Below are 26,306 nucleotides of genomic sequence, written 5' to 3'. Positions count from 1 at the left end.
TCTTCGATAATCAGTCAAACAGCCCGCTGAACTTTTAATTGCTCGGCGGGCGGTTGTATATAAAACGGCATCCCAAGACCTTTCTACTACAGGATTAGAAGGATGCCTGCCAGCCTCCGGTTTCATAGAAACTTCGACCTTTAGTCGAAGCGAAACTTTCTACGACTGGTTCTTATTTTCCATTACTTCTTCTCTTCGATGGCCTGCAATATGGATTGACGAATCCACCAAACGGCATAGGCGATAAACTTGTAATCAGCTTCGAAGTTATATTTTATGGCACCTTTTCTCAGTCCTTCGGTTCCTGCCTCAATCAGTTCTTCGAGTGTTAACCCTTGTCTCTGATACTGAACCGCCACACTGACAATAAAACGTATATTAGCCTTTTCCAATTGCTTCATCTCGTCGCAGTCAGTACCCTTCTCTTGCACAACCTTAAGCAGTGCTAATTCTTCTTCAAGAGTCAGCAATGGCGAACGACCAATCTCAACAAGGAGTTCTTCTAAACTTTGTTTCTTCATATTTTGAATTTTAAATGTTCGATGGGCATAATATAAACACATTCGAGAAAAAATTCAAAAAACAGGGGTACTTTTTTTACTTTCATTCAAAAATCTGCAGTATTTTTATTAATTTTGTCGTCCGAAACAAAACTATGTAATTATGCCAAGAAAGAATCATGGAATGTGGTACGAGGTTCACCCTACCCCAGTGAAGGGCGAGAACGGGAAGAACCTGGTATATGTCCGTCCGAAAAGCGGACAGAAAATGACAATGAAGCAATTGGAGAGTTACTGCGAACGCAACTACTCCCTTCGCTATGGTGAGATGAGCCGCGCCTTCGATATTTTTATCAGAGCAGCGGGGTGGTTTTTGGCCGAAGGTTATCGCATCGAGACACCCATCGGCTCGTTTGCCCCGAAGCTGTCGCTGGCACGTCAGATTACGGATGCAGATGATGTGAAAGACCGCGATGTAAGGCTCGAGGGTGTGGAGTATAATCCAGGTAAGTTGTGGGACAAGCAGATTGAGAAGTGGCTCGACGGGTTCCGTCGTTACCAGAATGCCGACACGCAGGAGATCATGGCCGACAAGGAGAAGCTGGAGCAGGTGATGAGGGATTGCATCAAGCAGCATCACGGCTACATCACGGCTGGTATGTTCTCACGCGCCTCTGGTCTGACCCTCTACTCTGCCCGCAAACAGCTGAACGAGTGGACCAAGGGCGACAACCCCAAACTGCTGATGACACCCAGAGGCAAGGAGCATCTCTATACAGAGATTTAAGAGCAAGCTTGGGCGGAAAAGCGTTTCAAATCGGGTATAGGAGAATGATTGTTTGCGTATAGGCGCACAATCGTTTGGGTAAAGGCAAACGATAGTTTAGTACGTACTTTCTCCCTGCTTAAAGCATGGTTCGCCCCTGCATCCTTCTGCCTTCACCACCTAACAGATGGTCACATGGTCACAGCTGTGACCATGTGACCGCAGAGTGTAAAGAGCAGACAGGCATCTACAATAACACAATGATTTACAGACAATTATACAATTATTTTACGACAATCCGAGGCAGAATGGTCACATGGTCACAGCTGTGACCATGTGACCGATAAGGCCAACAACAACAAAGAATATGACAACAGAAGATATCAAAAGAATGGTTGACGATGAGCGTGCTGAACAACTGACTGCCCAGCTGTGTCGTCATTGGGAAGTGGCCTCTGCGCGACTGGAGGCGCTGATAGAGGACATGGAATCCGACATGGAAATATGTGTAGAGGCAGAGATCTATGCCGCCATGATGCGTATGCAGAGTGCCGTAATGGCGCTGATGGAACTGAACAAGATCCCTACTGCCTACCTGTTTTCCGAGTATATCGACCGCATCGCCAAGAGCGTGTCGGATACCAGCATACGTCAGTCGGTGGTAAAACTCTTAGAACGGCTGATAGGCGACAACCAGCGCAATCAGCCCTCGTCATTCTTCGATCTGCTAAGCCAGACGCTATCGCAGCACTTTGCCTTGTCGCCCGAAGACCAGAAGGCCATTCAGGAAAAGGCATCACCACTTCAGTACACCTTCTCCGTATTTGCCCAATATCTGCAGCCCAACGACCTGATGATGGTTGCCTCAGTTATTCAGAACATCAACGCCGAAGCTCCGATGAGTCAGGAGGAGACTGCCGACCATCTGAAACTGATGCGACAGGCAATGGATGGTCTGGCCGAGAAGATGAGCGAGAGTCTGCAGCTGATGCTGATATGGCTGTTGCTGCTGATGCTAATTCCAGGACTGATAGTGCGGCTGATGCAAGAGAAACGGGGCAAGAGCGAAGTGATGGCCCATCTATTTAATAAGGTACTGGTGCGCGTACGTGAGAGTAATGCCTGGTTTAACTACTGGAACGAACACCGCGAGACGCTTCGTGTGGTAAGCGATGACTGTTCGTGGAAGGACATCATGATTGAGGAGCGGAGCAAAGAGCGCACAGAACTGGGAAAGGTGCCAGGAGGCTTGTTTGCCAAGTACACCACCGATGAAGAGGCTTTCGAAGCCGACTTTCTCGAGGCCCATCTCAGCGACGATGCCCTGCGTAGTTTCATCTTCCATCTGGCATCGCTGTCGGAGATAGCCCGTGAACTCGATCCTACGACCAGGTTTGGCCAAGAACAGCTGGTGAACAATGAACTGCAGCGTGTAGGCGAAGCTGTGCTCTCGGCTGCTGGTAAACTCCATGATTTGGTGGATAATAAGTGGGGCTCCCATTATGAGACCATGTGGCAGGAGCTGGTACAGAATGAAACCATCTTCTCCCATCTAAAGATTACACGCCAAAGTCCGCATAACAATCTATTTACTGCCCGTTTCTTCTGCCACTTGGTGGGAGAGATGAAAAAGAAGTCAGTTTTTGGAAGTCATTCTGATCGCGACTTGGCCATGAAGCTCACAGAAACGCGATATGTGGACACTTATAGGAAGAATATTCAGGAAGGAATGGGAAATGAGGACATTCTTACACAAAATATTTTTAAGTCTATCTATCAGAAACACAACGACTTAGCACACCAAAAGCAATAGTTGCACTTTTCTGGGAATTATCCCATTTTGAAGGTGCAACGTCCCTTGCGAGATTTGCAGCGCAAAAATACCAAGAGTATGATATGCACTGCAAACAACTTTAGCGGCAAGCCTCGCAAGGCGAGCATGGCTGCTTACCGTCAACTGCTGGCGGAGAATCACGTAGAAGAAATCCTCACAGACGTGAAGCAGAACAAAAATGTAGAACGCAAGAAGGAGCTGCCCGTTTGGCTCCCACTTGCACAGTCGTTTAACAATGGTACGCGCAAGGCTGAAGATGCTGTGCCTTCAGGACTCTACTTCCTCGACATCGATGAGAAGGGTCTTACTGAGCAGCTTTGGCAGAAGGTACAGGACGAAAATCTCATCGAGGAGTTTCGAATCGTGTACTTCGCTGAGAGTGCTGGCGGAGGAACCCACATCTGGGCTTGGCGCACACCAGGACTTTCTATCGAGGAGAACATCCAGAAGCTGGCGAGTCGCCTGGGTGTGAGCTATGACTCGCATGTTACCGATCTGGCTCGTTGTTGTTTCATGGTGAGTGAGCAGTATGTGAAATTGCTCGACCCTGTGGTTTTCGAACCTCTGACGGAAGAGCAGAAGGAGATGTACGCGAGTGATGATTCCAGCCGAACTACAAATTCAGATGAACAGAATTGTTCAATGTTCAATGTTGAATGTTCAATGAATTACAAGGGCATTCCTTACGAGAAAATCGTTCAGTCGATGCTTTGGAAGTTGGGCTATGGCGATGCTCCTGCCGAGGGTGAGCGTAATATGGCTCTCTATACGATGTGCCGTTATCTGCGTTTCATCTGCGACTTCGATGAGCAGAAACTCTTTGCTATCCTACCCCATTGGGGATTGTCGGACCATGAGGTGATGAGCACCATCAAGAGTGCTGTGAGCAGCACTCGTCCTGCTGGGATTCCCTCGCAGATGAACGAGGTACTTTCGATGCTGGGAGCAGCTACTGAGGCTGGTTCAGAAACGGCTGATGATTCGCTGGTTGTCCCTGTGAATAAGGAGTTGCCTGGTATTCTTCAGGATCTCTCTGACCACGCTCCAGAGGAGTTCAAGGAAGCCACACTGATTGCAGCCATGCCTATGTTGGGCACGCTGGCCACAGGCATCCGAGCCAAGTATCGCGATGGGAAGCTGAATTCGCCCAGTTTCATTGTGGATATCGAGGCACCTCAGGCTACGGGTAAGTCGTTCGTCGACAATGAGTTTGAGTTGCTGATGGATCCTATCATCAAGCAGGATGAGGTGGAATGGCAGAAGGAAATCGAGTACTCACTGGCTAAGAAAGACGGTCAGGAAGTGGAGAATCCCTGCAGTCAGATTCGCATTCTCGAGCCTAACATCGGTGTGAGTGCTTTCCTGGAGCGAGCCCTCTATGCCAAGGGCAAGCATCTGTTCACCTATGCCCCTGAGATTGAGACTGTTCTGAAGAACAACAAGGGTGGCGCGTGGACTGAGAAGAACGACCTCTTCCGATTGGCTTACGACAACAAGCCTTGGGGTCAGCATCGCATCTCGAAGGATTCGTTCTCTGGCAAGGTCACCTTGTATTATAACATGGTGATGTGTGGAACTCCTAACAAGTGCCGGGCTTTCTTTGCTGATGCCGAGAGTGGATTGGTGAGCCGAGTAACGCCTGTGATTCTACCAGATATGGTGGGTGCGAAGATGCCTCAGTTCAAGGCTTGGAGTCAGGATGAGATTGAGAAGGTGAAGCGCCAGTGCCTCTGTCTGATGGACGAGGAAGGCGAAGTCAGTCTGCCGCTCATCAACAAAGCCATCGAAGAATGGGATGAATCCAAGCGTCAGGAGTATCTGCAGACGCTGCGCTATTCCATCGATGTGTTCCGTCGTCGAGCAGCCCTGAATGGTTTCCGAGCCGGTATCATCGCCTATCTGCTCGAAGGTCGTCAGGAAACGGAGCGCGCCATTAAGTTCGCCGTCTGGTATGCTGAGCGTTGTTTCCAGTATCAGTTGCAGATTTATGGCAACAAGGTCGATGCGCTTCACGATGGTGCGCTGAGTCCTCAGGCCTCAAAGGGTAACATCCGTTATCTGGATTTGCTGCCCAAGGAATTCACAAAGGAAGACCTGGTGAATCTCCGTCTGGCCAATCACGAGTCGCCTGTGGTGAAAACCATCATCTACCGCTGGGTAAAGGAAGATCTCATCAAGAAGATCGACTCCAACCTCTGGCAGAAGCTCCAGTAACTAAAGAGCCTCCCCTCGGGGAGGCTTTTTTAATTCGCTGGGCGAGAGGAGATTTTGCGGCCTGTTTTATCATAGATGGATATCCAATTGCCAGAGCGACTGGTGAAGGTATTGCCGGATACGGAGATAACCGTTCCTAAAGTCTGTTCACTCATGGTCTTCAAGGTTTTACCCTGTGGATCGAGAATTTTGTACCATGAACCCGACTTCGTGACGATAATCTCAGCACTCCACCCTATCAACTCCCCAACGCTCTGTTGGGCAAGCGTCGTGATCTTCTTGCCGTTCGTATCATACACATGATACCAACTCCCAGATGACGATGTTTCCACATAAGAGATCTGCCTCTGCTGGGCATTGGCAGAGAGACTCATCAGTAATAATATAGAAAATACGACCTTTCTCATCTCGAACTCTCAATTATTGACCACAAATATATTAACTATTATTTAATAGTAACACCCAACTTATACTCCAAACTCCAGACTCCACTCGTAGACGGGCTGGATCTTGATCTGATGACCAGACTCTATTGTGGTTTCGCTTTCGTGATCTGTAAGGAGCAGGAGGTTCTCACATTTGGTTTCTTTGGCGGCAAGTAATAGACCATTGATCTCGCGTTTACGTGTCTTGACGTTTGATATGTCATAGGATACTTGTATAGCCTGAACAACTTGATTGCCTTTACAAACAACGAAATCGCATTCACCAGAGCGGTTGTTAAGATAGTAAACGTCATAGTCGTTCATCTTGCACATACGAAGCAGATGTATAAGGACTATTGTCTCCAAGCGATGGCCCAGATTATCTCCAGCAAAAGCATTGTCGCGTTGGTCCATCATGGCAACGTCAACAGCATATACCTTTTCCTGAACTGCCCGACGCTTGCTTTTCTGGGAATACTTCTGAACGCCTAAGAGCATATAAGCTTGCTTTAGAAAGTCAACGTAATTCTTGGCAGTATGCTCTGACTTGAAATTGAAAATCTTAGCTAAATCAGAGGATACGACAATTGTTGGTGATACGTTCAACAAGTGATGGGCAAGACTTTCAAACTCTGCCTTGTATGATATCTTATGTCTTTGCTCAATGTCTCGCTTCAGAATATTGTCGACGAGATTCTTGACATAGTTTTTGTTGTCTTCGATAACCAGCAATTCAGGAAATCCACCTTGCTTTAAGTATTCATCAAAAGCTGCTCTGCGGAAAGCTTCTGCCTTTGTGGTTTTTTTATCAGTATCAACACCCTTCATCACACAAAATTCTTTGAAGGAGAACGGAAAGAGCGGAATCTCCTTATTGCGGCCAGAAAGGTGTGTGGCCAGTTCGCTGCTCAACAATTTGGCATTGGAGCCTGTGATGATGACATGCATTTTCTTTCTAAGCATACGATTGACAAACAGATGCCAACCCTCGACGTTTTGAATCTCATCGAGAAAGAGATAATTAAAGTCGCCATAGATCTTATATAAAATCTCCAACACATCATTCAATTGATTGGCTTGGAGGTTTACCAAACGCTCATCGTCGAAATCGGCATAAGCAAATCTGACACCTTTGCTCTGGAGAGCCTGGTAACAGAGTGTAGACTTGCCGCTTCTGCGAACACCAATCACTACTTGGGCTTGTGGACTTGTCATGTCAACAAGTGATTCCTCTTTTCTGTGGCAGAACACATCTTCTGACTTCGCTTCCAACTCTTCCTGTTGGTCTGAAAGAATGAATTCTAACGTTCTTTTGTCTATCATCGCAATTAAGTTTTATGGCGCAAAGATACAAAAATTCTTCCTAAAATACGATATTTTACAAGTTTTTAATACCTCAAAACGCGTTATTTTACAAATCTCACATTGTTAGAATGCAATATTTTACAATATTTCGGATGTCCAGAACGCGTTATTTTACAAATTTCGCCAATAAAGTTACATTGCCAATGCCATCAGGATAATGCAAATCGCGAAGATCCAGAAGATGACGCTTATGCATGAGCCCCAGCCTTTACCCAAGAAAGTGAATATCTCACCAAGTCCCTTCAGTCCCCAGCCTAACAAACCACCGATAACATATACTACTCCTATCAGTATGATGATTCCTATAATTCCAAGTATCTCCATTTCTTACTTTTTATTTGTTTACTTTGGCATAATATAGTAACTTTCCGAGAAAAATTCAAAATTCAGAGGAACTATTTTCAAATCTTTGCTTCCTGCACCAGACGCTCCCATACTTTTACCATTGCCCAGGTGTCGAGCTTACAGTAATTGAGAAGGGCCTGGCGACTGGCTGCGGCTTCTTCAGGATCCATATCCTTGATACGAGGGAAGATCGTCATGGCATCACCACCATTCTGACAACGATCATCGAGGTTATGATAATTCAGTTCAGGATCTCCAGGGAAGAGGGCTGGCAGCACACTCTTGATGGAGAACGAACCTCCCATAGCTGGCACGTAGTAGTCGCCAGCACGGAAGGGATCGATGAGGTCGACGATGTGCTCAGCGATATTCGTCAAATGATCGCTCAAGTCTGGATAGAGCGCAGCCAATTCAAGGATGCGTCCACGTTCGAACATCTTATTATAGGCCAGCGTACAAACATCCTTAGGGATGTCCTCGCAAAGCTGTTCTGCCAAAGCACGACGGGGATCCTTACCATCACTGGGTGCCAAGAATGCAGTATGCTGATAGTCAGCAGTGGCACTGGGTTTGATATGCAAAGAATACTGGAAGGTGATCTGGGCATAAACCTTTGCACCGTCATACTGCGGCACGGCATCCTGCATCGTTTCGAAGTCGAGGAAATAAAGCGGATAAGTAAGCTTTTCGAGGAACTTACGGATGCCTGCAGGATTGATAAACTCCTTACCAGTGAGGGCGGCCTCTATCTGCATGTTCTGAATGGGACCGATGTCCGTCGAGCGCAAATCCTCAAAAGTAATTAGTCCCTGATGGTAGCTATCCAACTTCTTTTTGAAACTGAAACCAACACCATAGAGATCAAAGACTGAGGGCGATGTTACGCCATGCTGTCGCTTGCAATAGTCGAAGAAGGCACAGCCGTAAGGCTTCATACAGCATTCCGACAGGTCGAGATCAGGCTCCTGCTCGCTCTTGAGAACTTTTAAAGCCTGACTGACTCGGGCAGGCACTTTCAGATACTCATCATCCACCATCGCCTTCATGTCTTTGACAACGAAAAGCTGCTGGATGTCGAGCCCTCCCTGACGCACATAGTCGCTATTAAGGCAGACGAGATAGGTGCCAGTCACGTTGATGCCACATTGGGTGAGTACCCACTTCTGGTAAGCGATATCTGGGGCGTACTTCTCCAACTTGGTTTCCTGACCGTTGAACTCAGGGAAACTGGTACTTTTTACCTCGTAGATAGCCCAACCGTCAGCCGTCTTGCGTAGGATATCCACAGCGCAATAATGTGATTCCTTCCATGTCTTAAACAAGGGTTTGTCAGGATCAAGTAGCGCGTTTTCCACACGATGCTCCCGTTCGTATACAAACGAGGCCTCAGCGATGTTCTCCACACCTTCCTTCATCCACTGACGCGTCTGCTCCACCATCTTGCCGAGGTCGAGTTTGCCGTCTGGCAATTCAGCATGCGCCTCCTTGAAGTCGCCATAGAGCTGCATGGCGAGGTCGCCCACGACATTTCCCTGTTCAAAACGAGCCTGTATACCGGCATCAACTATTGCCTCTTCAGGCTTAAACACCTTCAGCCAGAGATTTTTCGGGCACTGGCAGAAAGCCGTGTAACGTGATTTTGACAGTCCTTTCATATCTTATTGGTTTTTATCGGTTCCATAGCCACAGCCTGTATCCTTCCATGAAGGATTATCTTCAAAAGTACTACGCTCTGGCTTTTCCAGATGTTGTTTGATGACCTTAGCCATATCTACAATAATCGGTGCTGGTCTGTCTGACCAAGTTGTTACGCTATATGAAATACGAAGAATGAAGGCATTGTTCGTAACACCACCTCCTGCTTTAATTCCTATGTTCTTCTTCCCTACAGGACGATACTTTTCATCCATATCGGACATGTATTCGTATTCTGTCTTCATCCTTTCAGAAAAGTCGATAAAGAATTCTTGGAATTTTGTTTCGTCAAGGGTAGTCATTTCAAGTCCACTCTTCTCGTTGGCACGATGTACGAAATGGAATTGAGTGTCATGAACATTATCCGCAGAAGCAAGAACAATATTCCAATGTTCTTTGATTTTGCTCAATTGTTTAACATCTCCAACAAATTCTTTCAGTGGAGTTTCCCAATCAACTTCCTTCCCTTCTATGGTAAAATAGCTAACTGGCTCATCCACATCTGTGACAAACTCTCGACTGACATAGTTGAAACCACCGAACTGGGCCAGATAGTATGCAAAATGCCCAATGCTATTTTCGGTAGCTGCTGTGGGGGCAATGATGGTAACGTTGGATTGACGGTCAATCATTATGCCGTAATTCTTGCGAACAATATCAAATCCATCCACAGTTTTCTTGTCAAGTGGTAACATCTCTATGACAAGACGGTCTTGAGGATGTTCGCTTGCCACCTGTGAATCAGCAAGATTACGAAGACGGAATTCATCAAACTTCGACACCGTGTCAATTATATCATTCTCCGTCATGCCTTTCTTTGCCTGAAGAGAGGTAAGGATGACTCTTCTTGGAGCAACTCTATATTGGGTTTTCTTATTGAGTAAACGACGGAAGGATTTACGGATACGAATTCGAAATTCATCTAATTCCTTCTCGCGCTTGTCCTCGTCCATTGCATCTGTTAGTCCGGAACCAATGAGACCGGCAGGTACAGCAAAGATGGCCACTCCCATGATACCCACAAGTGTACCGATAAATTTGCCAATCGGAGACATCAAGGGGTCATCAACGACTTTACCTGGGTCACCAAGATATTTCTCGTATGGCCAGATAAAAGCATCCCAGAAACTAAAGTTGGGATCCACACGACTTTCTGCAAGATATAGGATGACCGTTAGCACACAGGTTATTGCTATCAAAAAGATTCCAGATACATATATCTGACGTCGCGTGTTCATATACGCTGTCTTGAAAAGACGTATTCCGCTGTACATATTTATAATTTAAATTATAAGACACTTACTTCCGTTCCAGGAATGTCAGAAAGTCTATAACACCCGTTTTGTTTCTAAAACTCTACAAATATAGTGATTTTTGGAAATAAAATCAATAATTTGGGAGTTTTTTCTTCTTATGGCGTACGCAATTAACATCATTTAAGCCCTCACTTTTTAGCTGCATATACATTTGTACTGCAAAAATGGTCGAATATTCGACTGTTTTTGCAGTAATCGTATCATAGACTGATAATTCATTTGGTAACTTTGTGGCATTTCATTTGGTAACTTTGTGGTAAATGAATGTAAAATTGTATTTCGGGTCAGATAGAACCCGCCGAACTGTTAATAGCTCGGCGGGCATTGTTTATACATTACGGTTCTGCAAAATTGCAAGCTATCTCTCCTTATATTTCTCCAAATTCATCTGTCCACACCTTAAAGCAGAAGCGACCATACTCCTCCATTTTTTCGTATGCATTAGGCAGAGATTGATTGGGAAATGTGTGGGCAATGATTGCATTTTGTTGATTACCATTATCTTTTTGACGTATTATGATTGGAGTACAATAAGCGAGCCTTTCTTTTTTACCAGCCTTTTGGTCAAAAACTGTATTGGTGGATTTTTTATTATCATCATTATCAACTCCTTCAATTATCCATTTTCCTTTCCCATTATATTGTTTGAAAAGATTTTTATAGAAGTCAGAGCAAAATATCACATACTTACGTTTCGTTTTAAATATTTCGTCAAACAGAGTTTCCAAATATGGGAATAATAATGGAATTTGATCAGGATCGATGCCGTCGAATTTTCGAGAAGCGTAAGGAATTAAATCCATGCTCAATTTTTCCATTAAAACATTTTTCTTGGCTTCTTTGTTTATTTTGTCAATTTCTTCCTTAATTTTTTCAATTTCTTCCTTATCTGCTTTCCCCAACTTCTTATAATTCTTATAATTATCCACCAACTTCTTATAATTATCATCAAGGAAACCTGCTAAATCAACGCCACAATCTTTCCAATGTTTTAAGAAAGCAGCTTGCTTTAGATCGAAATTATCTGCGCGATCTTCATCTATTTCCCCATAATATATACTACTTTCCCTATACGTGGAAATGAAATCATCGAGTGAATTAATATTAATACCCTTCCCAATCTTTTTACCTCTCATTATTCTTTCATAGGTAATCATCGGGTTATTTGCCAAGGCGACATCTTGGCCAGGGTTCAGCATTAGCATCACCGTGTCAGCATCACGCTTTCCTGCAAAGAAGCCTGGCAATCCGTGAGTAGAGATAACCTCTTCTGCCTCTGTTTCTGTTTTGGTCTTAAAGAGTTCACAAAGTTTCTCAGCTCCAGACAACTTGAACTTTTTGTATTGTTCCACAAATTCAATGATTTCTTTCAGCGGAACAATTTCATTTTCATATATTTCCTTTAAGTTATTTTCTATTCTTTCATCTAAAGTATATATTTTATTGTTTTCTGCCATAAATAAATATACGATTACCTGTACATCGTGAGTTTTTTTATTTGTTATTCAATTCGACTGTTACGGATGTTTCAGTTATCCAAAAACCTGTCCAGTCCAGTCCCAATAGATATTCCCATCCTGTCCGATTTTCACCATCATATCTTCATCGTTCTTGGTAACGTAAAAGAAGATTTCACCTTCTTTATTATTACTACAGAATTCGATAGTAGCATCAGCAAAGTGCGAATACTTTTTAAGACCAGGTATTTGTTCACGCAAAATGTCGATAAGCTCTTCTTCTGTGTAAGTGCTACCGTCAATCTCAAATGTCTGTCCCATAATCACATCATTATTTTATTTCTTCCCAACCTTTCTTGATGTTATCAGCAATCTCGGCTGCGAGGAGGTCACGGATCTGCTGCTCGTCATTGGAGTAGAGCATATCGCGTTTGATAAGTTCCTTACGGCTGGAGCTGAAGTCGGTATGATAGATGATATAGGCAGGATAGCGGCCACTCTGTTCCTTGTTGGTTTTCCAGAGCAGGAACTTATGCAGCATGACTTTCTCACCTGACACCTTTTTATAAACATGACGCTCTAAGAGTTCGCTCTTTGCCAATTCAGCCTTGCCACCTTCTGGTTCCTCGAAAGGACAGATGTCTGTGAGTTGCGAGATGCGTACATCCGTCTCATTGGGCTGTTTGTCAGTACGTTCGCGCTCTAGAGTGATACCAAGAACAGATACGCCAGGTGTCGTGCTTTCCATCAGCCAACCTTGAGCCTCATCGTACTTCAACAATGGATTCATCTTGATCTTATCGTCATTACCACGAGCCACGAGTTCCAATACACTGATCTCAAACACCAGTTCCGGCTTGACCATCTGATAGGCAATGCCACGAGAATCCGAGAGCACATACTGTGACTCCACATGCTTTTCGCTCAGACGCTTGGCGATGTCAGCACGGTCTTCATCAGTCATACCTGTAGAACCTAAGGCAAACATCTGGAAGAGTCCATCAGGGCGACGCACGGCAAACATCAAGTCGCGAATACCACGCTCAGCTGTGGTATAACCAATGACTGCTGCATCAATGGTGTGGCGAGTCTTCACCTTCCAGACAATGGGGGATTCTGAGTGAACCACCAGTCCTTCGGCACCCTCGCCTTCTACCCATTCTTCGTAAATCTGCTGCACCTCATCGTTAGAGGATGCATTGCGCATCTGAACGGGCTTTACCTGTTCATTCTGGAAGATGGTGCAGAGTTTGTTATGCGTATCTGCATAGTGCTCTGCCTTCCACGCTTCCCCATCGAGTTCGATGATGTCGAAAGGAGCCAAGGCCAATTGGTCGCGTTTGGCATCATCGGCTAATGCAGCCTGCACATCGCCACAACGGGGTCTTCCACCATCGCGAGGCAGATAGAGTTCTGCAGCGATGATCGCCTGCTTCAACCCAGCTGCTTTCACTGCCTCAGCAAAAGCATCGAGGCATTTCAACCCGCTTGCTCGCTCTTTGCCACTTGCATTGAGCATAAACACCTGCCCATCGACATAGAACACCACTTGCATGTGTCCGTCAATCTTACGGGTCACAGCAAAGCGCTGTCCGTCAATGCGCTGTTTCAGTTTTGCACCTTCCACCAGCACAAACTTACCTGCCACATTTTTCTTATAATCTATGGCGGTCTGGATATATTTCTGTTCTATCATATTGCTTTTTATTTCTTAGACTTTTTTTCTACTGGCAGTTCCACGATGAGGGTGTGCAGTTCTTCAGGCAAGCGCTTCTTGTAATAGTCGGATTTCTTGGCAGGCACGTTGATGGTCTTGAGAGATTTGCAACCATCAAAAGTATTTTTATTGATTTTTTTAATACCAGCACCAAGAGTTACCGTCTCTAATGACGTACATCCATCAAAAAGACCTTTCAGTTCCTTGACAGGACCTAAAATGGAGGCTGTCTTCAGGTTAGTACAATTGAAAAAAAGATTTGATCCTATCTCAGTCACCGTCTCTGGAATAACAATACTTGTCAGAGCGCACCACCAAAAAGCGTAAGCTTCTATTTCTGTCACCGAGTTGGGGATAATAATACTCGTCAGACTTTCGCAGCCTCGAAAAGCCGAAGCCGAAATCTTTGTCACTGAGTTGGGAATAGCGATGCTCTTCAGACTTTCACAATTTTCAAAATTAGTGACTCCAATCACACTTATCGAATCGGGAATCGAAATCTCTGTAAGCCCAGTACAGCCGCGGAAAGCAGCCTTTCCAATCTCTGTCACCGAGTCGGGGATAGTCAAACTCGTCAGGCCTGTACAGTCCTTAAATGCGAAACTTCGAATCTCCGTCACCGAGTTAGGGATGACAAGGCTGGTCAGGCCCGAACACATTTCGAAAGCTCTCATTCCAATCTTCGTCACAGAGTCTGGGATAATTATGCTGGTTAGGCCCGAACACCTTTCGAAAGCGCTATCGTCTATCTCAGTCACTGAGTCTGGGATAACAACACTTTTCAATTCTGCACATTTCTCGAAAGCATAATATTCAATTACGGTCGTTCCCTCGGGGATAATTCCCACGCCGTCTTTTATTTCGTATTTTGCCATAGGTCAGTTTTAACGATTGCCTATACATCGAGAGGTTTTATATTCATTTTCAATTATCCTATTTCTTAGCCTTCTCTACTGGAAGTTCTACAATAATGCCATGCAGTTTTTCGGGCAGGCGGGTTTTGTAGTATTTAGCTTTCTTAGCGGGGACATTGATGGTCTTCAAATAATAGTCCTCTTTAGCATCATAGAGTGAGCCTGGATCGTATTGGAAGGCTCTTTCTATTTTCTTGATGCCAGCTCCAAATGTTATTGTATTCAAAGCCTTACAACTGCTGAACGTTTCTGTCAGCGCCTTGACGGGGCCGAGAACAGATGCCGTCTTCAGATTTGCGCAGCCAGAGAATGCTCCATCGCCAAGGGTTGTTACCGATGCAGGTATCACGATATCGGTCAGTCCAGAGCATTCATTAAAAGCTAAATCACCTATTTTCGTTACCGAATCAGGTATGACGATCTTCTTTAGTCCTGCGCGATGATCAAAAGCAAACGGACCAATCTCAGTTACAGAATCTGGGATAACGGTTTCCGTGCCACCAACGATGAGCACATTGTCCTCAGTGCGAATGATAGCATTGCAGTTGTTGCGCGAGTCGTATACTTCATTTCCTTCTGCTATCGTTATGTTTTTCAGGTTGGAGCATCCAGTGAAACAGTCACGAGAAAGCTTCTTTACGGATGCTGGTATCGCTATTGTTTCCAGTTGGTCGCAATTATGGAATGCCCACTGTCTTATGCTCGTCACCGAATCAGGAATGACAGTAGTGCCACAGCCTGCAACCAGTTCATTGCTCTCTGTTTCGATGATGGCGTTACAGTCGCCACGGGAGTCATACTTTGGATTCCCTTCTGCAACGACTATTTTGGTAAGGTTTGTACAACCACCCAAACAAAAGTGGACATCTCCCAGTTTTGTTACTGAGGCAGGAATCACTATTTCTGACAAACTAATACATTTTTCAAATACCCACGCTTCAATGGTTGTTACAGAGTCTGGAATGACGACGTTCGTCAGACCTTTGCATCCACTAAACGCTCGGTGTTCAATCACCTCCACCGATTTGGGAATGACAATGCTCTTCAGTTCTTCACGATTCTTGAATGCGTAAGATTCTATTATCTTCGTTCCTTCAGGAATGATTCCCACTCCATCTTTTATTTCATATTCTGCCATAGTTAATGAGTCTTATGTTATTCAATTGATTTCAATTCCATGTTTGTCAGGCGCAGGATGAGGGCGTAACGATCACCATCGACGCGACCTTCGAGGAAGGCGCGATAAGGCGTGCCACCGTTGGCCATCACTATAGGATCAGTGCCTTTCTGACCACCACCCACGAGCATCATCGAATCAGCCTCAGCGAGTTTCTTCGCCATATCGAAGAGGAAGTCATAGGTCAGACCATTGACGTGCTGCACCTGATAGCTCTTCTTAAACATGAACATCCGCATAGCTTTCTGACGGGGAATGAGTTTACCCGTCCAGCGAAGGGGCACACCATCGAGCGAGATGTTGGCAGAAGTAGTCTGTTCAGGACGCACCTCTTTCTCTGTACCATCAGCCAGATAGACGTGTTCGTTCAGCGATACGCCATAGGCCACTTTCTGCTCAGGTGTGACATAGACTTTTTTCAGTCCTTCGACTTTCAGGCCGAATTGTTCCATATCCACCTCGGGATCGCCACTGATTAACGCATCAGCCAAACCCTCTGCGCCGAACTGTGCCAGCAGGGCCTCGTCAGTGGTCTTCATCGTGGCACGTACCAGTCTTTCGTTCACACTCTTTTTGCCGTCCGCGGTCTTATAGACAGGCGACGGACGATGAAACGTGGTACCAAAAGCCACCTCGGCATCACGCTTCACATCATTGGATAGATTTATCTTTCGCATACTCCTTAATTTCTATTTAGAACATACTGAAATCCAGTTCATCAATCTCTTCCTCTACGGGTTCCTCTGTGTCGTCGATGGTGGTTTCCTCGGCCAAAGAGACGAGGGGGAACTCCTGACGGTCGCCAGCAAAGAGGAACAATCCGCCTGGCGTATTGATCAGATAGCCGTCGTTGTGGTTCGTGCCTCCACGATAGCTGAACTCAAACTTATAGATATCGTCACCAACGGCAGTTGCCAGATCAGCATTTACCAACTGATAGACGGCCTCCCAGTCGTTGTCGAGGAACTCTTCCGCCGTTGCCTTCAGTTTCAGTTCGATGGGGGCATCAAACGACGAGGGCAGATTGGGCAGCACCTCCTGACCGTCTTCGCTATAAGCCGTCAGATCTCCCTTCTCCAACCAGCGTCCGTCTTCATCGACTGTGCCCTGATCCAGTCCGCCTTTGGGAATAATCAGCGCATCGTCAGGCGACAGATAGGCTGAGCCACACACACTACCACTACGGTCGGTAGCCACAACGTCTGTCCAACCGTAGATCTTCTTTCTCTCCAGTTTCACGGGTGCAGAACCATAGTCTGTTCCGTTCAGTTTAAATATCAGTTCTTTAGCCATATATAATTAGTTATTCAGTTCTTTTTCTGTCCATTGCTGGGTTTCTGATATATAAGTATGAGGGAATCGCTCTTGGAGTCGGGTAACCGTCTGCTGGATATAAGCAAGCGTATGTTCCAGTTCTGGGAGCAATGTATATTCATCATCCTTATGGGGATTGTGATAGCCTGCAGGAATGTTGGCACAACTGACTCCGATGTTGTTCAGTGTCAGAGCCAGGATGTCGCTGGTTTTGCCATCTGTTATCTCAAAGCCATTAGCCTCAGTTTGCAAGGCATCCTCAAAGTCTTTGCTGGCACAAGGGATGCCTCGAAGCACAGTATGAATCTCTTTTCCCCCCTTACAGTCGGGTTCCAACACATAGAGGCTATCCTCAAAGAAACTCATATCAGCTCGATTGCTGCCAATACAACCTTTCTCCTCGCCAATCGCCATGAAGACTTTTAAACGAGGACAATCTTCTATACAGCGTAGAGCGATATAGATACCATTCTTATCATCAGCCCCCAAGCCCTCGCGCTGCTGATTCTGCTCGCTCCAACCATAAAGCATATCGCCCTCATGGCGTACTTCAAAGTCATCGCTATGAACAGTCTGAACCTGATCCATATGACAGACAAGTGTGGGATAGCCTTTACCAGAATCGCCTTTGGTGATATAGAGATTGCCCAGCCTATCCATCCTGATTTCCGCCTCAGGAATATGCTTCGAAACAAACTCCCGAATAAAAGCTATCATAGGCCATTCGCGCCCTGTCATAGCGTGAATAGAATACAAATCATATAGAAGCGGCTCTATATCGTTAGCTCGCATATATTATAGTTTTAAGTCATATCATCGCCCTTTTACAGAACGATACTGCAAAGATAAAGATTATTTCTTAAACAACCAAGAAAAAGGCTGGAAAAATTATATTTCCCAGCCTGATGATATAAAACCACAGAAAGAATGCCAGATAAGTGGGGAATTACTTTCCGGTGTATTTCTTGATGACGCTGTAGGCTTGGTAGAGGCCGAGTTCGCAACAGCAACTTAGAGCTTAGTCTTGAAATATTCGATGGTCTTTTCAAGACCTTCATCCAGTTTCACCTTCGGCTCCCAGTCAAGCTTTGACTTTGCCAGCGTGATATCAGGTCGGCGCATCTTCGGATCATCCGAAGGCAGTGGCTTAAACACGATTTTACTCTTTGAACCTGTCTTCTCTATCACCTTCTCAGCCAGCTCTAGCATGGAGAACTCACCAGGATTACCAATATTCACAGGACCAAGGAAATCATCCCCACTCTCCATCATACGGATCATACCCTCAATCAGGTCTGACACATACTGGAAAGAACGGGTCTGAGTACCATCGCCGTAGATGGTGATGTCTTCGTTTCTCAGAGCCTGCATGATGAAGTTAGAAACCACACGTCCGTCATTTTCTGCCATACGAGGCCCATAGGTGTTAAAAATTCGGATTACCTTGATACGTACACCATGCAGACGATGATAGTCAAAGAACATAGTTTCTGCGCAACGCTTTCCCTCATCATAGCATGAACGTAAACCTATGGTGTTCACATTGCCCCAGTATGACTCAGGTTGTGGATGCACATTAGGATCACCATACACCTCACTGGTAGAAGTCTGAAGGATCTTACACTTCGTTCTGCGAGCCAGTCCCAGCATGTGGTAAGCACCAAATACAGAGGTCTTAGTGGTCTGGATAGGGTCTGTCTGATAGTAAACAGGAGAAGCCGGACAAGCCAGGTTATAGATCTCATCTACCTCTGCCCAATAAGGCTGACACACATCATGACGGACAATCTCGAAATTGTGTTTGCCCAGCAGATGCCATACATTCTCCTTGCTTCCCGTATAGAAGTTGTCAAGACAGATAACGTCGTTACCTTCTTTTACCAGACGTTCACACAAATGGGAACCAATAAAGCCTGCTCCGCCAGTAACTAGAATCCTCTTCATAATTATACTAATTTGTTTATAATGTGATTATTTTCCTGTATATTTCTTGATGACACTGTAAGCTTGGTAAAGCCCGAGCTCACCTGCTTTACTGAGATCGGAAATGGCTTCATCTGTCTTCTTCAGGCGAATATACACCAGACCTCTGTTATAATAAGCCTCCGCCAGATTACGTTCCAGCTTAATGGCTTCGGTATAGTCATCGATGGCACGCATATTATCGCTGCGCAAGGCATAGAGTGTACCACGGTTATAATAAAGATAGGCATTCTTAGGCGCACGCTTGATGGCATCCGAGAGATCGCCTAACACATTGGCCATCTGCAACTCGATGTTTGTACCTTGAGAAGCATTGAACTCATTCACCTTGGCCTGACAGACGGCACGCTGCCAATATGCTAACGAAGAGGTGGAGTCGATCTGCAGATAGATACCCAGATCATCGATAGCGTTTTCAAAATTCTGAATAGAACTGTAGGCAATCGACCTCAGGAAGAGCAAAGGCTTCACGCTGCTGGCGCTCTTGGAAGCATCAATAGCCGTACTGAGGGAATCGATGAAAGCAAAGGTCTGCTTCATGCGATCCTCGCTCAACTTCGCCTGATCGTTGGAGATATAGATAATACGTGACTTAGAGCGACTGTTAAAGACCTCAACACTCTCCTCGTAAGGTATCTCTGTCTTGACATCGCTGACAGGACGGTGGAAAGAGAGACTGAACATCGGCAGGAACGAGAGTTCTGCCTTTCGGTTCTGCACACGGCCCCGATAATCGCTCTTGTATTCATGCTCCACCTCCTGTTCATCAGCCACGACAAGTTGATTGTATTTCTCCAAATCCTCATCGCTACGCTTACGCATCTGTTTTTTTGAGAGACGAGGCTGTTTGCCATAACGCTTATCCATCTGTGCTTTGAGGATGCGGAACTCGTCAAGCTCTGCCTGTTTGGTATTACCCAAACGACGATAGCAGGAAGCTCGGTGCTGGAGTCCGAACCAGAAATTTGGATACTCTTCGATAACTTTCGAATAGTCTCTGACAGCACCACGCAGGTTACCTGTCTGTTCCAACAACAGCGCACGGTTAAAGAGTGCCATGAGGTTATCCGGCTCCAACTTCAACACAAAGTCAAAGTCCTCTATACCACGGTTGTCGTCACCAACCTGGGCACGAAGCAAACCACGGTTGTAATGGCCGAGGAAATTATTGGGATCGAGGTCGAGGGCCGTATCATAGTCAGCCATCGCACCACGCAGGTTATTCTGATTATAGCGTGCCATCGCACGGTTGATGTAGTTGCCGGGATGTTTTGGCAACAAATGAATACTTTTCGAGAGGTATTCTTCTCCCTCCTTCCACTTCTGACGGGCCAGGCTGATGATAGCACGTTCTGCCCAAGTACTGCCATCATAAGGGTCCAGTTCCAGACTCTTGTCTAGCGACTTCACAGCTTTCGTCGTATCCTTCTGCAACAGATAGACCTCCGCCTGCATCGAATAGGCTCGGGCATATTTCGACCAACGGGTAGTCATCGTGTCTATCTGGGCTAAAGCCATGTCATAGTTCTTGTCTTGGATAAGGCAAAGGATGCGATTATGCCAAAGTCCCTGATTCTCAGGGTCATAACGAAGTGCGCGATTGTAGTCCTCCACCGCCTCTGCATATTTCTTCTGATTGATACGGCAGAGACCACGAAGCTCATAGGCACTCACCACGTATGGATTGCGCTCGATGGCCTGAGAGCAGTCACTCTCAGCCCCTCGGTAGTCATCGAGATAGAACTTGGCCACACCACGAAAGAACCACGGTTCAAAGAGCCATGGCTTCTGACTGATGGCCTGATTAAAATATTGGATAGACAAGACGTAATCCTCATAATAGAGCGCCGAACGTCCTATCATGACCAGACGGTCGGTATTGAACTGGGCATTCGCCAGTATAGGCCAAACGATCAAAAGATATAAAATGCGTCGCATTTTTATCTTTTGACAGGTTTGGTCTTATACCCACAACGGTAGCGTCCCTGAATGAGGGCACGCAACTTACTCTTGATAAGTTGCTTACGAAGCGGTGAGATACGGTCAACAAACATCTTACCATCGAGATGATCAAACTCATGCTGCATCACACGGGCCAGATAACCCTCTATCCACTCATCGTGGTGCTGGAACGTTTCATCATCCCATTCCACGTGAATACGAGTGGGGCGAATCACCTTCTCATGGATGGCAGGCAGTGACAGACAGCCTTCCTCCGAGGTGTCAGTCTTCGACTCGTCGTACTCCACAATATGAGGATTGATAAACACCTGACGGAAGCCCTTATATTCAGGCAGATCCTCTGACAGCACATCGAGGTCGATTACCGACAGACGGATCGGTTTACCAATCTGAGGGGCAGCTAGTCCGATACCTTCCGACTCGGCCAACGTATCCCACATGTCATTGATTAACTCCTTCAACTGGGGATAATCAGGGGTAATATCCTCGGCCACCTTGCGAAGCACTGGCTGGCCATATATATAAATAGGTAATATCATTTCTTACTTCTTAAATAGTCTTCTAAGATGATCGTGGCACTGATCTCATCGACAAGGCCCTTGTCCTGACGGGCTTTCTTCTTCAGACCACCGTCAATCATGGCCTGATGGGCCAATACAGACGTGAAGCGCTCATCAAAATAATCAATGGGGACATCGGGAACGGCCTTGCGCCAACGGTTCACGAACTGCTGCACACGCTGCAGATTCTCACTTGGCTGACCATTGGGCTGACGAGGCTCACCAATCACAATGCACTCCACCTGCTCCTTTGCCAAATAGGCCTTCAGCCAGTCGAACAATTCCGATGTAGAAACAGTCGCCAACCCTCCGGCTATAATCTGCAGAGGGTCGGTGACTGCTATACCGGTACGTTTCTTACCGTAATCGATGGATAATATCCGCGCCAAGAGCGAATCTTATTGGGCGTTATAGAGCAGCCATGCGTCAGGATAGGTGGCGCGAAGCTGGTCGCGGCTGTTCACAGCACCCAACTTATCGCTGAAGGTAGAGGCTACTACACGGAACATATTGTTAGACTCATTCTTCACAATCTGAGCATCATAACCGGCATCGCGGAGACGCTGCTGCAGACCGTCGGCATTGGCACGTACGCTGAATGAACCTACAATCACGCTGAAAGCCTTCAAGCCTGTACCACTGATCAGAGAAACATTCTCCTGACGTACAGATACGTTGTCAAGATTGTCTACAACGCGAGTATCGTTAGCAGGCTTAGCCTCTACAGGAGCCACAACAGCAGTCTCATCCTGCTGCTGGGAAGCCTGCTGGGCAGTATCATACTGCTTTGCCTTCTCATAAGCCTTCTTGTAGGCACTCTCACTTGACTTACAGCTTGTAAAAGCCATTGCTGCGCATAAACCAACGCATAAAAGGGTGTACTTTTTCATTTTGTTTGTTATTTAAAATTGTTACTAATTCAATATTTGCTGCGAAATTACAAAATATCGCGCAAACTTGAGCGAAAAAAGCACATAAAGTTTGTTAAATCGCGGAAAACACAACTTTTTTACAAAAAAATTGGCAGTTTTTTACGTTACTATCGAAAACTTTTGTATATTTGCACAACAATTCATTACTGTTTACTAATTAAAACAATAGAATTATGAAAAGTTTAGGTTACTTAAGCGCATTTCTTGGCGGTGCTATCGCCGGCGCAGCTTTGGGAATCCTGATGGCTCCCGAAAAGGGACAGGACACCCGCGTAAAGATCACTGATGCCGTTGAGGACTTCCTGAAGAAGCACAACATCAAGCTCAGCCGCAAGGAAGTAGTTGACCTCGTTGACGACATCCAGGATGCCGCAGAGGAGGAATAAGCTATGCTTTCCAGCGACAAGAACGTTGAAACGATTGCACAACTCATTGAGGTGCTGAAACATTACCTCGGGCTTCAGACTGAATATTTGAAGCTTGACGTGATTGATAAGGTGGTGCGCCTGTTAACGGCCGCCGCCTTAGCAATCGTTTTCTTCCTGATCATTATCGCAGTCCTGATGTTCTTCTCCTTTGCCTTTGCCTACTGGCTGGCCAACTTCACTGGGACTGCACTCGCATTCTTCATCGTGGCAGGGCTGCATCTGCTGCTTTTCATCCTTTTTTTCACATTCCGGAAAAACTGGATTGAAAAGCCACTCGTACATTTCTTAGCCAGCCTCTTGCTCAGCAAATGATTTTCCACTATGCTTCCTGTTAAGAAACCAACCACCGACTATCGAACGCTCGACGAGATACGTCAGCGGAAAGAGAAGCTGGCCGATGAGATCCAGCTGGACAACACCAAGTTTACCACACTATGGAATCAGGTGTTCCTCAAGAAAGAAGGCAACTCCAAAGGCGACTATATCGCCGCTTTGGTCAGCAATGGCTTTTTGGCTGTCGACACCTTTCTCCTCATCCGAAAACTGATGAAAGGATATGGATTTCTGTTTGGGAAAAAGAAGAAAAAGAAGTAGTAAAACATAAAAAAAGGGTCACCGCTGTGACCCAAACCTTTGTTAACCTTAAATCTAATACTATGAAAAACACAGTGCAAAGATACGGATTAATTTCGACATTCCAAGGATTTTTCCCTAAAAAGTTTTCTAATTTAAATCATTTTAACATTACAACACTTTTCCAGGCTCCTTTTTTAACATCAAAGCATAATTTCCTGACCATCATAAGCCAGTTCGATACCCTCTGGCAATTTTGGGTTCACCTCCTCATGAAGTCCCACATCATGACACATGTGGATCAACAGTGTACGACGGGCCCCTACTCTTTGGGCAAAAGCAATGGCATCGTCCACCAGCTGATGAGAATGATGAGGTTTGGTAAAGCGCAGGGCATTTACCACCAACACCTCCACACCTTCAAGATATGGCATTTCTGAATCATTGATAGTTTTCATATCTGTGATATAAGCCAATGGACCTATCCGATAGCCTAGGATGGGCAGTTTACCATGCATCACCTCGAAAGGCACGATCTCAAAATCACCAATTCTGAACGGCACATGAGGCAGAATCTCATGCAGGCCGATGGCTGGCACCCCTGGGTAACGGTTCTCAGCAAAACAGTATGGCAACATCTCCAGCATCGACTCCTTCGCAAAGGGGTCGGCATAGACGTTGATTTCACCAAACTGACAGTATGGCCGGATATCATCCATGCCCCCCATGTGGTCATAATGCGAGTGGGTAATCAGAATTCCGTCAATCTTCCGGAAAGGCTGTGGCAATATCTGCTGTCGGAAATCTGGCCCGCAGTCTATCAGCAGTCGTGTGTTCTCTGTCTCTACCAAAGCAGAACAGCGCGTACGCTTATCCTTGGGGTCTGCACTCCGACACACCTCACATTGGCATCCTATCACTGGCACGCCACACGATGTTCCCGTTCCTAAAAAAGTCAGTTTCATATAATATTCACTTCTGGATGAATGACTATGCCAAACTTGGCTTCCACATCTTTCTGAATCGCCTGACAAAGCCTGACGATCTCGTCACCTGTGGCTCCGCCAAGATTCACCAGCACCAAAGCCTGCTTGTCGTGAACGCCTGCCCGGCCTAAGGCTTTACCCTTCCAGCCGCACTGGTCAATCATCCATCCTGCAGGTATTTTCACATGGTCTTTATCCACCTCGTAATGAGGCATGACCGGATACTGAGCTGCCAGCCGTTCGTATTTCTCACGGTTCACAATCGGATTCATAAAGAAGCTGCCGGCATTGCCCATCACCTTCGGATCGGGCAACTTGGCATTACGGATTCCGATGATGGCATCGCGTAACTGTTGGGCCGTAAGCGCTGATACATCATCAGCTCCATAAGCCTGTCGGAGAGCTTCGCGTATATTTCCATAGTCCAGATGGGGCTGAAAGTCTGTTGACAGACGATATGTCACATGTGTGATGAGATAGCGGTTTTTCCATTCCTGTTTGAACTTACTCTGGCGATAGCCATACCCACAGTGCTCAGCCGGAATCGTCACCACCCGGCTAGTAGCAATCTCCACCGCCTCAATGCGCTCGATATAGTCCTTGGCCTCAACGCCATAAGCCCCAATGTTCTGTACGGCACTGGCTCCCACATCACCAGGTATCAGCGAAAGATTCTCCAGTCCGTAAAGCCCAGCCATGAGCGAAGCCTCGATCATCTCGTCGAACACCTCACCACTGCCACAGGTCATTCTGTCGTCAGCAATCTGTATACCAATCACATCCGAGCGCACCACGACGCCCTCGTAATCCTTCGTCAGCAGCAGGTTACTGCCACCACCTATTATTATATAAGGTGTATGACTCTCACGCAGAATCCCCGCCACCTCCTGTGCCTCAGCAATCGTCTCGTACTCCAAGAAGCGGCTGCACTTGGCTTCGATGCCAAATGTGTTGTGCGCTTTCAGACTATAATCTCTTAAATCTCTCATCAGGTTGTCATCTTCATCAGCAGCCACTTGTCGCCAGCACGCTTGAACCTCAACTCAAGTTCCAGACCGTTGGCCACGCCTCTAAGCAGGAAAATCTTATTGTTCCCCTCCTCCTGAGGTTTGCCGTAAATCACGTTATATATCGACTTGGCAGGCAGTGTTGGTGCAAAAGCCTCCCAGGTGTCAGCCGTAATCACACCTTCCATCATATTGAAGTCGTCATCAGGATCAGGCCCCACGAACTGCACCGTCTCGTTCAGGCTCTTCACCTGAAAGGCGCTGTCGGATGCAAACTTCTGATAGAACTTCAGAAACGAAGCGTTGACATTCTGGTCCACCTCGTTCACCCGCACCTCGCAGAGCATCCATGCCCCACGAATCCTACGAAACATATAGTCCTTTACCTGATTCTTTGCCAGCAAGATCTTCTCCACGATGGCCTCGCTCACTGCCGTGTCCTTCATCAGCGCCATCTGCTGCTCGTCGTTAAACAACAGCGTGTAGTAGCCCTGGCGCATAAACAGATGCTCCATCTGCCACTGGCGCTCCTCCATCTGCTCAACCTTGTTGCCCTCGAAGATACGCAGGGGGAAGACAATACGTTCCTTCTGCAACCGCTTGTTCGCCAAGAAGTTGAAGAGAAAATCGTCGAACATGGCATCAGCAGCACGAGGCATCGGTGTCTGGGTAATCAATAATTCCATGGTGTCAATCTCCACCGTATCCGTGGAATCAGCCACTGAGTCTTCAGGCATCTCACCGCCCTGTCCAGTCCTGTTTCCTGTGCAGGAAAACATCAGCAGCACACTTGCAGCAATCGCAATAAAAAACCTTTTCATCTAGCAAAAAGTCTC

28 protein-coding genes are annotated in these 26,306 nt (G+C 46.2%); 6 read left to right on the top strand and 22 right to left on the bottom strand.

The features are described from left to right. Positions 1-182: 182 nt before the first annotated feature. Positions 183-521 carry a sigma factor gene (locus BMY16_RS13095; RefSeq protein ID WP_170836107.1) on the bottom strand — a complete coding sequence of 113 codons (339 nt, stop codon included), beginning with the start codon at positions 519-521 and terminating at the stop codon, positions 183-185. A gap of 142 nt (positions 522-663) precedes the next feature. On the opposite strand from BMY16_RS13095, the gene BMY16_RS13090 reads away from it, so the two are divergent. The 3 genes from BMY16_RS13090 to BMY16_RS13080 all read left to right on the top strand — a co-directional run bounded on the left by BMY16_RS13090 (position 664) and on the right by BMY16_RS13080 (position 5,314). Next, on the top strand, positions 664-1,287 hold the full coding sequence (locus BMY16_RS13090) for an HU family DNA-binding protein (RefSeq protein WP_139207231.1): 624 nt from the start codon (positions 664-666) through the stop codon (positions 1,285-1,287). Positions 1,288-1,633: 346 nt separating this feature from the next. Beyond that, entirely contained in the window at positions 1,634-3,079 is a 1,446-nt protein-coding gene (locus BMY16_RS13085) for a hypothetical protein (RefSeq protein ID WP_139207230.1), read from the top strand. 78 nt (positions 3,080-3,157) lie between these two features. Then, a complete protein-coding gene (locus BMY16_RS13080) occupies positions 3,158-5,314 on the top strand; it encodes a hypothetical protein (RefSeq protein WP_091843227.1) in 2,157 nt (718 codons plus the stop codon). A 29-nt stretch (positions 5,315-5,343) separates the two neighbouring features. On the opposite strand, the gene BMY16_RS13075 is transcribed toward BMY16_RS13080, so the two are convergent. From BMY16_RS13075 to BMY16_RS12990, 18 genes are all read right to left on the bottom strand, one after another. Continuing rightward, positions 5,344-5,721, bottom strand: a complete 378-nt coding sequence (locus BMY16_RS13075) for a hypothetical protein (RefSeq protein ID WP_091843225.1) — start codon at positions 5,719-5,721, stop codon at positions 5,344-5,346. A 60-nt stretch (positions 5,722-5,781) separates the two neighbouring features. Then, positions 5,782-7,062, bottom strand: a complete 1,281-nt coding sequence (locus BMY16_RS13070) for an ATP-binding protein (RefSeq protein WP_091843222.1) — start codon at positions 7,060-7,062, stop codon at positions 5,782-5,784. Between the two features lie 174 nt (positions 7,063-7,236). Beyond that, complete coding sequence (locus tag BMY16_RS13065; RefSeq protein ID WP_091843219.1) at positions 7,237-7,428, bottom strand: hypothetical protein; 192 nt, start codon at positions 7,426-7,428, stop codon at positions 7,237-7,239. A 77-nt stretch (positions 7,429-7,505) separates the two neighbouring features. Beyond that, positions 7,506-9,104 (bottom strand): DUF2779 domain-containing protein, encoded by a 1,599-nt coding sequence (locus BMY16_RS13060; RefSeq protein WP_091843216.1) that lies wholly within the window; start codon positions 9,102-9,104, stop codon positions 7,506-7,508. A 3-nt stretch (positions 9,105-9,107) separates the two neighbouring features. Beyond that, positions 9,108-10,418: a hypothetical protein gene (locus BMY16_RS13055; protein ID WP_139207229.1), complete on the bottom strand. Its 1,311-nt coding sequence runs from the start codon at positions 10,416-10,418 to the stop codon at positions 9,108-9,110. A gap of 410 nt (positions 10,419-10,828) precedes the next feature. After that, positions 10,829-11,917 (bottom strand): hypothetical protein, encoded by a 1,089-nt coding sequence (locus BMY16_RS13050; RefSeq protein WP_091843211.1) that lies wholly within the window; start codon positions 11,915-11,917, stop codon positions 10,829-10,831. A gap of 75 nt (positions 11,918-11,992) precedes the next feature. Next, positions 11,993-12,238 carry a hypothetical protein gene (locus BMY16_RS13045; RefSeq protein ID WP_091843209.1) on the bottom strand — a complete coding sequence of 82 codons (246 nt, stop codon included), beginning with the start codon at positions 12,236-12,238 and terminating at the stop codon, positions 11,993-11,995. Between the two features lie 10 nt (positions 12,239-12,248). Beyond that, positions 12,249-13,613 (bottom strand): ATP-dependent DNA ligase, encoded by a 1,365-nt coding sequence (locus BMY16_RS13040; RefSeq protein ID WP_091843206.1) that lies wholly within the window; start codon positions 13,611-13,613, stop codon positions 12,249-12,251. An 8-nt stretch (positions 13,614-13,621) separates the two neighbouring features. Further along, positions 13,622-14,509, bottom strand: coding sequence for a leucine-rich repeat domain-containing protein (locus BMY16_RS13035; RefSeq protein ID WP_091843203.1), 888 nt, complete (start codon positions 14,507-14,509; stop codon positions 13,622-13,624). 58 nt (positions 14,510-14,567) lie between these two features. Continuing rightward, positions 14,568-15,686: a leucine-rich repeat domain-containing protein gene (locus tag BMY16_RS13030; RefSeq protein WP_091843200.1), complete on the bottom strand. Its 1,119-nt coding sequence runs from the start codon at positions 15,684-15,686 to the stop codon at positions 14,568-14,570. A 17-nt stretch (positions 15,687-15,703) separates the two neighbouring features. After that, positions 15,704-16,402, bottom strand: a complete 699-nt coding sequence (locus BMY16_RS13025) for a hypothetical protein (protein ID WP_091843198.1) — start codon at positions 16,400-16,402, stop codon at positions 15,704-15,706. A gap of 16 nt (positions 16,403-16,418) precedes the next feature. Further along, entirely contained in the window at positions 16,419-17,018 is a 600-nt protein-coding gene (locus BMY16_RS13020; RefSeq protein ID WP_091843196.1) for a hypothetical protein, read from the bottom strand. Between the two features lie 6 nt (positions 17,019-17,024). Continuing rightward, positions 17,025-17,756, bottom strand: coding sequence for a zinc-binding metallopeptidase family protein (locus BMY16_RS13015; RefSeq protein WP_139207228.1), 732 nt, complete (start codon positions 17,754-17,756; stop codon positions 17,025-17,027). 294 nt (positions 17,757-18,050) lie between these two features. Next, positions 18,051-18,983, bottom strand: coding sequence for a UDP-glucuronic acid decarboxylase family protein (locus tag BMY16_RS13010; RefSeq protein WP_091843190.1), 933 nt, complete (start codon positions 18,981-18,983; stop codon positions 18,051-18,053). A gap of 27 nt (positions 18,984-19,010) precedes the next feature. Further along, a complete protein-coding gene (locus tag BMY16_RS13005; RefSeq protein WP_091843188.1) occupies positions 19,011-20,960 on the bottom strand; it encodes a tetratricopeptide repeat protein in 1,950 nt (649 codons plus the stop codon). Between the two features lie 2 nt (positions 20,961-20,962). Beyond that, on the bottom strand, positions 20,963-21,523 hold the full coding sequence (gene def / locus BMY16_RS13000) for a peptide deformylase (protein ID WP_091843185.1): 561 nt from the start codon (positions 21,521-21,523) through the stop codon (positions 20,963-20,965). Continuing rightward, positions 21,520-21,933 (bottom strand): Holliday junction resolvase RuvX, encoded by a 414-nt coding sequence (gene ruvX / locus BMY16_RS12995; RefSeq protein WP_091843183.1) that lies wholly within the window; start codon positions 21,931-21,933, stop codon positions 21,520-21,522. The genes def and ruvX overlap by 4 nt, the downstream gene beginning before the upstream one ends. Positions 21,934-21,942: 9 nt before the next feature. Beyond that, complete coding sequence (locus BMY16_RS12990) at positions 21,943-22,434, bottom strand: SPOR domain-containing protein (protein ID WP_091843180.1); 492 nt, start codon at positions 22,432-22,434, stop codon at positions 21,943-21,945. 215 nt (positions 22,435-22,649) lie between these two features. Here BMY16_RS12990 and BMY16_RS12985 point away from each other — a divergent pair, with 215 nt between their 5' ends. The 3 genes from BMY16_RS12985 to BMY16_RS12975 are packed head-to-tail and all read left to right on the top strand — an operon-like array spanning position 22,650 to position 23,498. Beyond that, positions 22,650-22,862: a YtxH domain-containing protein gene (locus BMY16_RS12985; RefSeq protein WP_036911040.1), complete on the top strand. Its 213-nt coding sequence runs from the start codon at positions 22,650-22,652 to the stop codon at positions 22,860-22,862. Between the two features lie 3 nt (positions 22,863-22,865). After that, complete coding sequence (locus BMY16_RS12980) at positions 22,866-23,216, top strand: hypothetical protein (protein WP_091843177.1); 351 nt, start codon at positions 22,866-22,868, stop codon at positions 23,214-23,216. A 9-nt stretch (positions 23,217-23,225) separates the two neighbouring features. Beyond that, complete coding sequence (locus tag BMY16_RS12975) at positions 23,226-23,498, top strand: hypothetical protein (protein WP_091843175.1); 273 nt, start codon at positions 23,226-23,228, stop codon at positions 23,496-23,498. A 182-nt stretch (positions 23,499-23,680) separates the two neighbouring features. Here BMY16_RS12975 and BMY16_RS12970 read toward each other — a convergent pair whose 3' ends face one another. The 3 genes from BMY16_RS12970 to BMY16_RS12960 are packed head-to-tail and all read right to left on the bottom strand — an operon-like array spanning position 23,681 to position 26,291. Beyond that, complete coding sequence (locus BMY16_RS12970) at positions 23,681-24,442, bottom strand: MBL fold metallo-hydrolase (RefSeq protein ID WP_091843172.1); 762 nt, start codon at positions 24,440-24,442, stop codon at positions 23,681-23,683. Further along, a complete protein-coding gene (murB, locus tag BMY16_RS12965) occupies positions 24,439-25,452 on the bottom strand; it encodes a UDP-N-acetylmuramate dehydrogenase (RefSeq protein WP_091843345.1) in 1,014 nt (337 codons plus the stop codon). Before murB ends, BMY16_RS12970 begins: the two co-directional genes overlap by 4 nt. Further along, a complete protein-coding gene (locus BMY16_RS12960; protein ID WP_091843169.1) occupies positions 25,452-26,291 on the bottom strand; it encodes a DUF4348 domain-containing protein in 840 nt (279 codons plus the stop codon). Before BMY16_RS12960 ends, murB begins: the two co-directional genes overlap by 1 nt. Positions 26,292-26,306 lie beyond the last annotated feature (15 nt).

This window comes from Prevotella sp. ne3005 (genome assembly GCF_900110085.1).
In the GTDB taxonomy this organism is placed as follows: Bacteria; Bacteroidota; Bacteroidia; order Bacteroidales; family Bacteroidaceae; genus Prevotella.
Note: the sequence above shows the minus strand (reverse complement) of the source record. Positions and strands in the feature narration are given on the sequence as shown.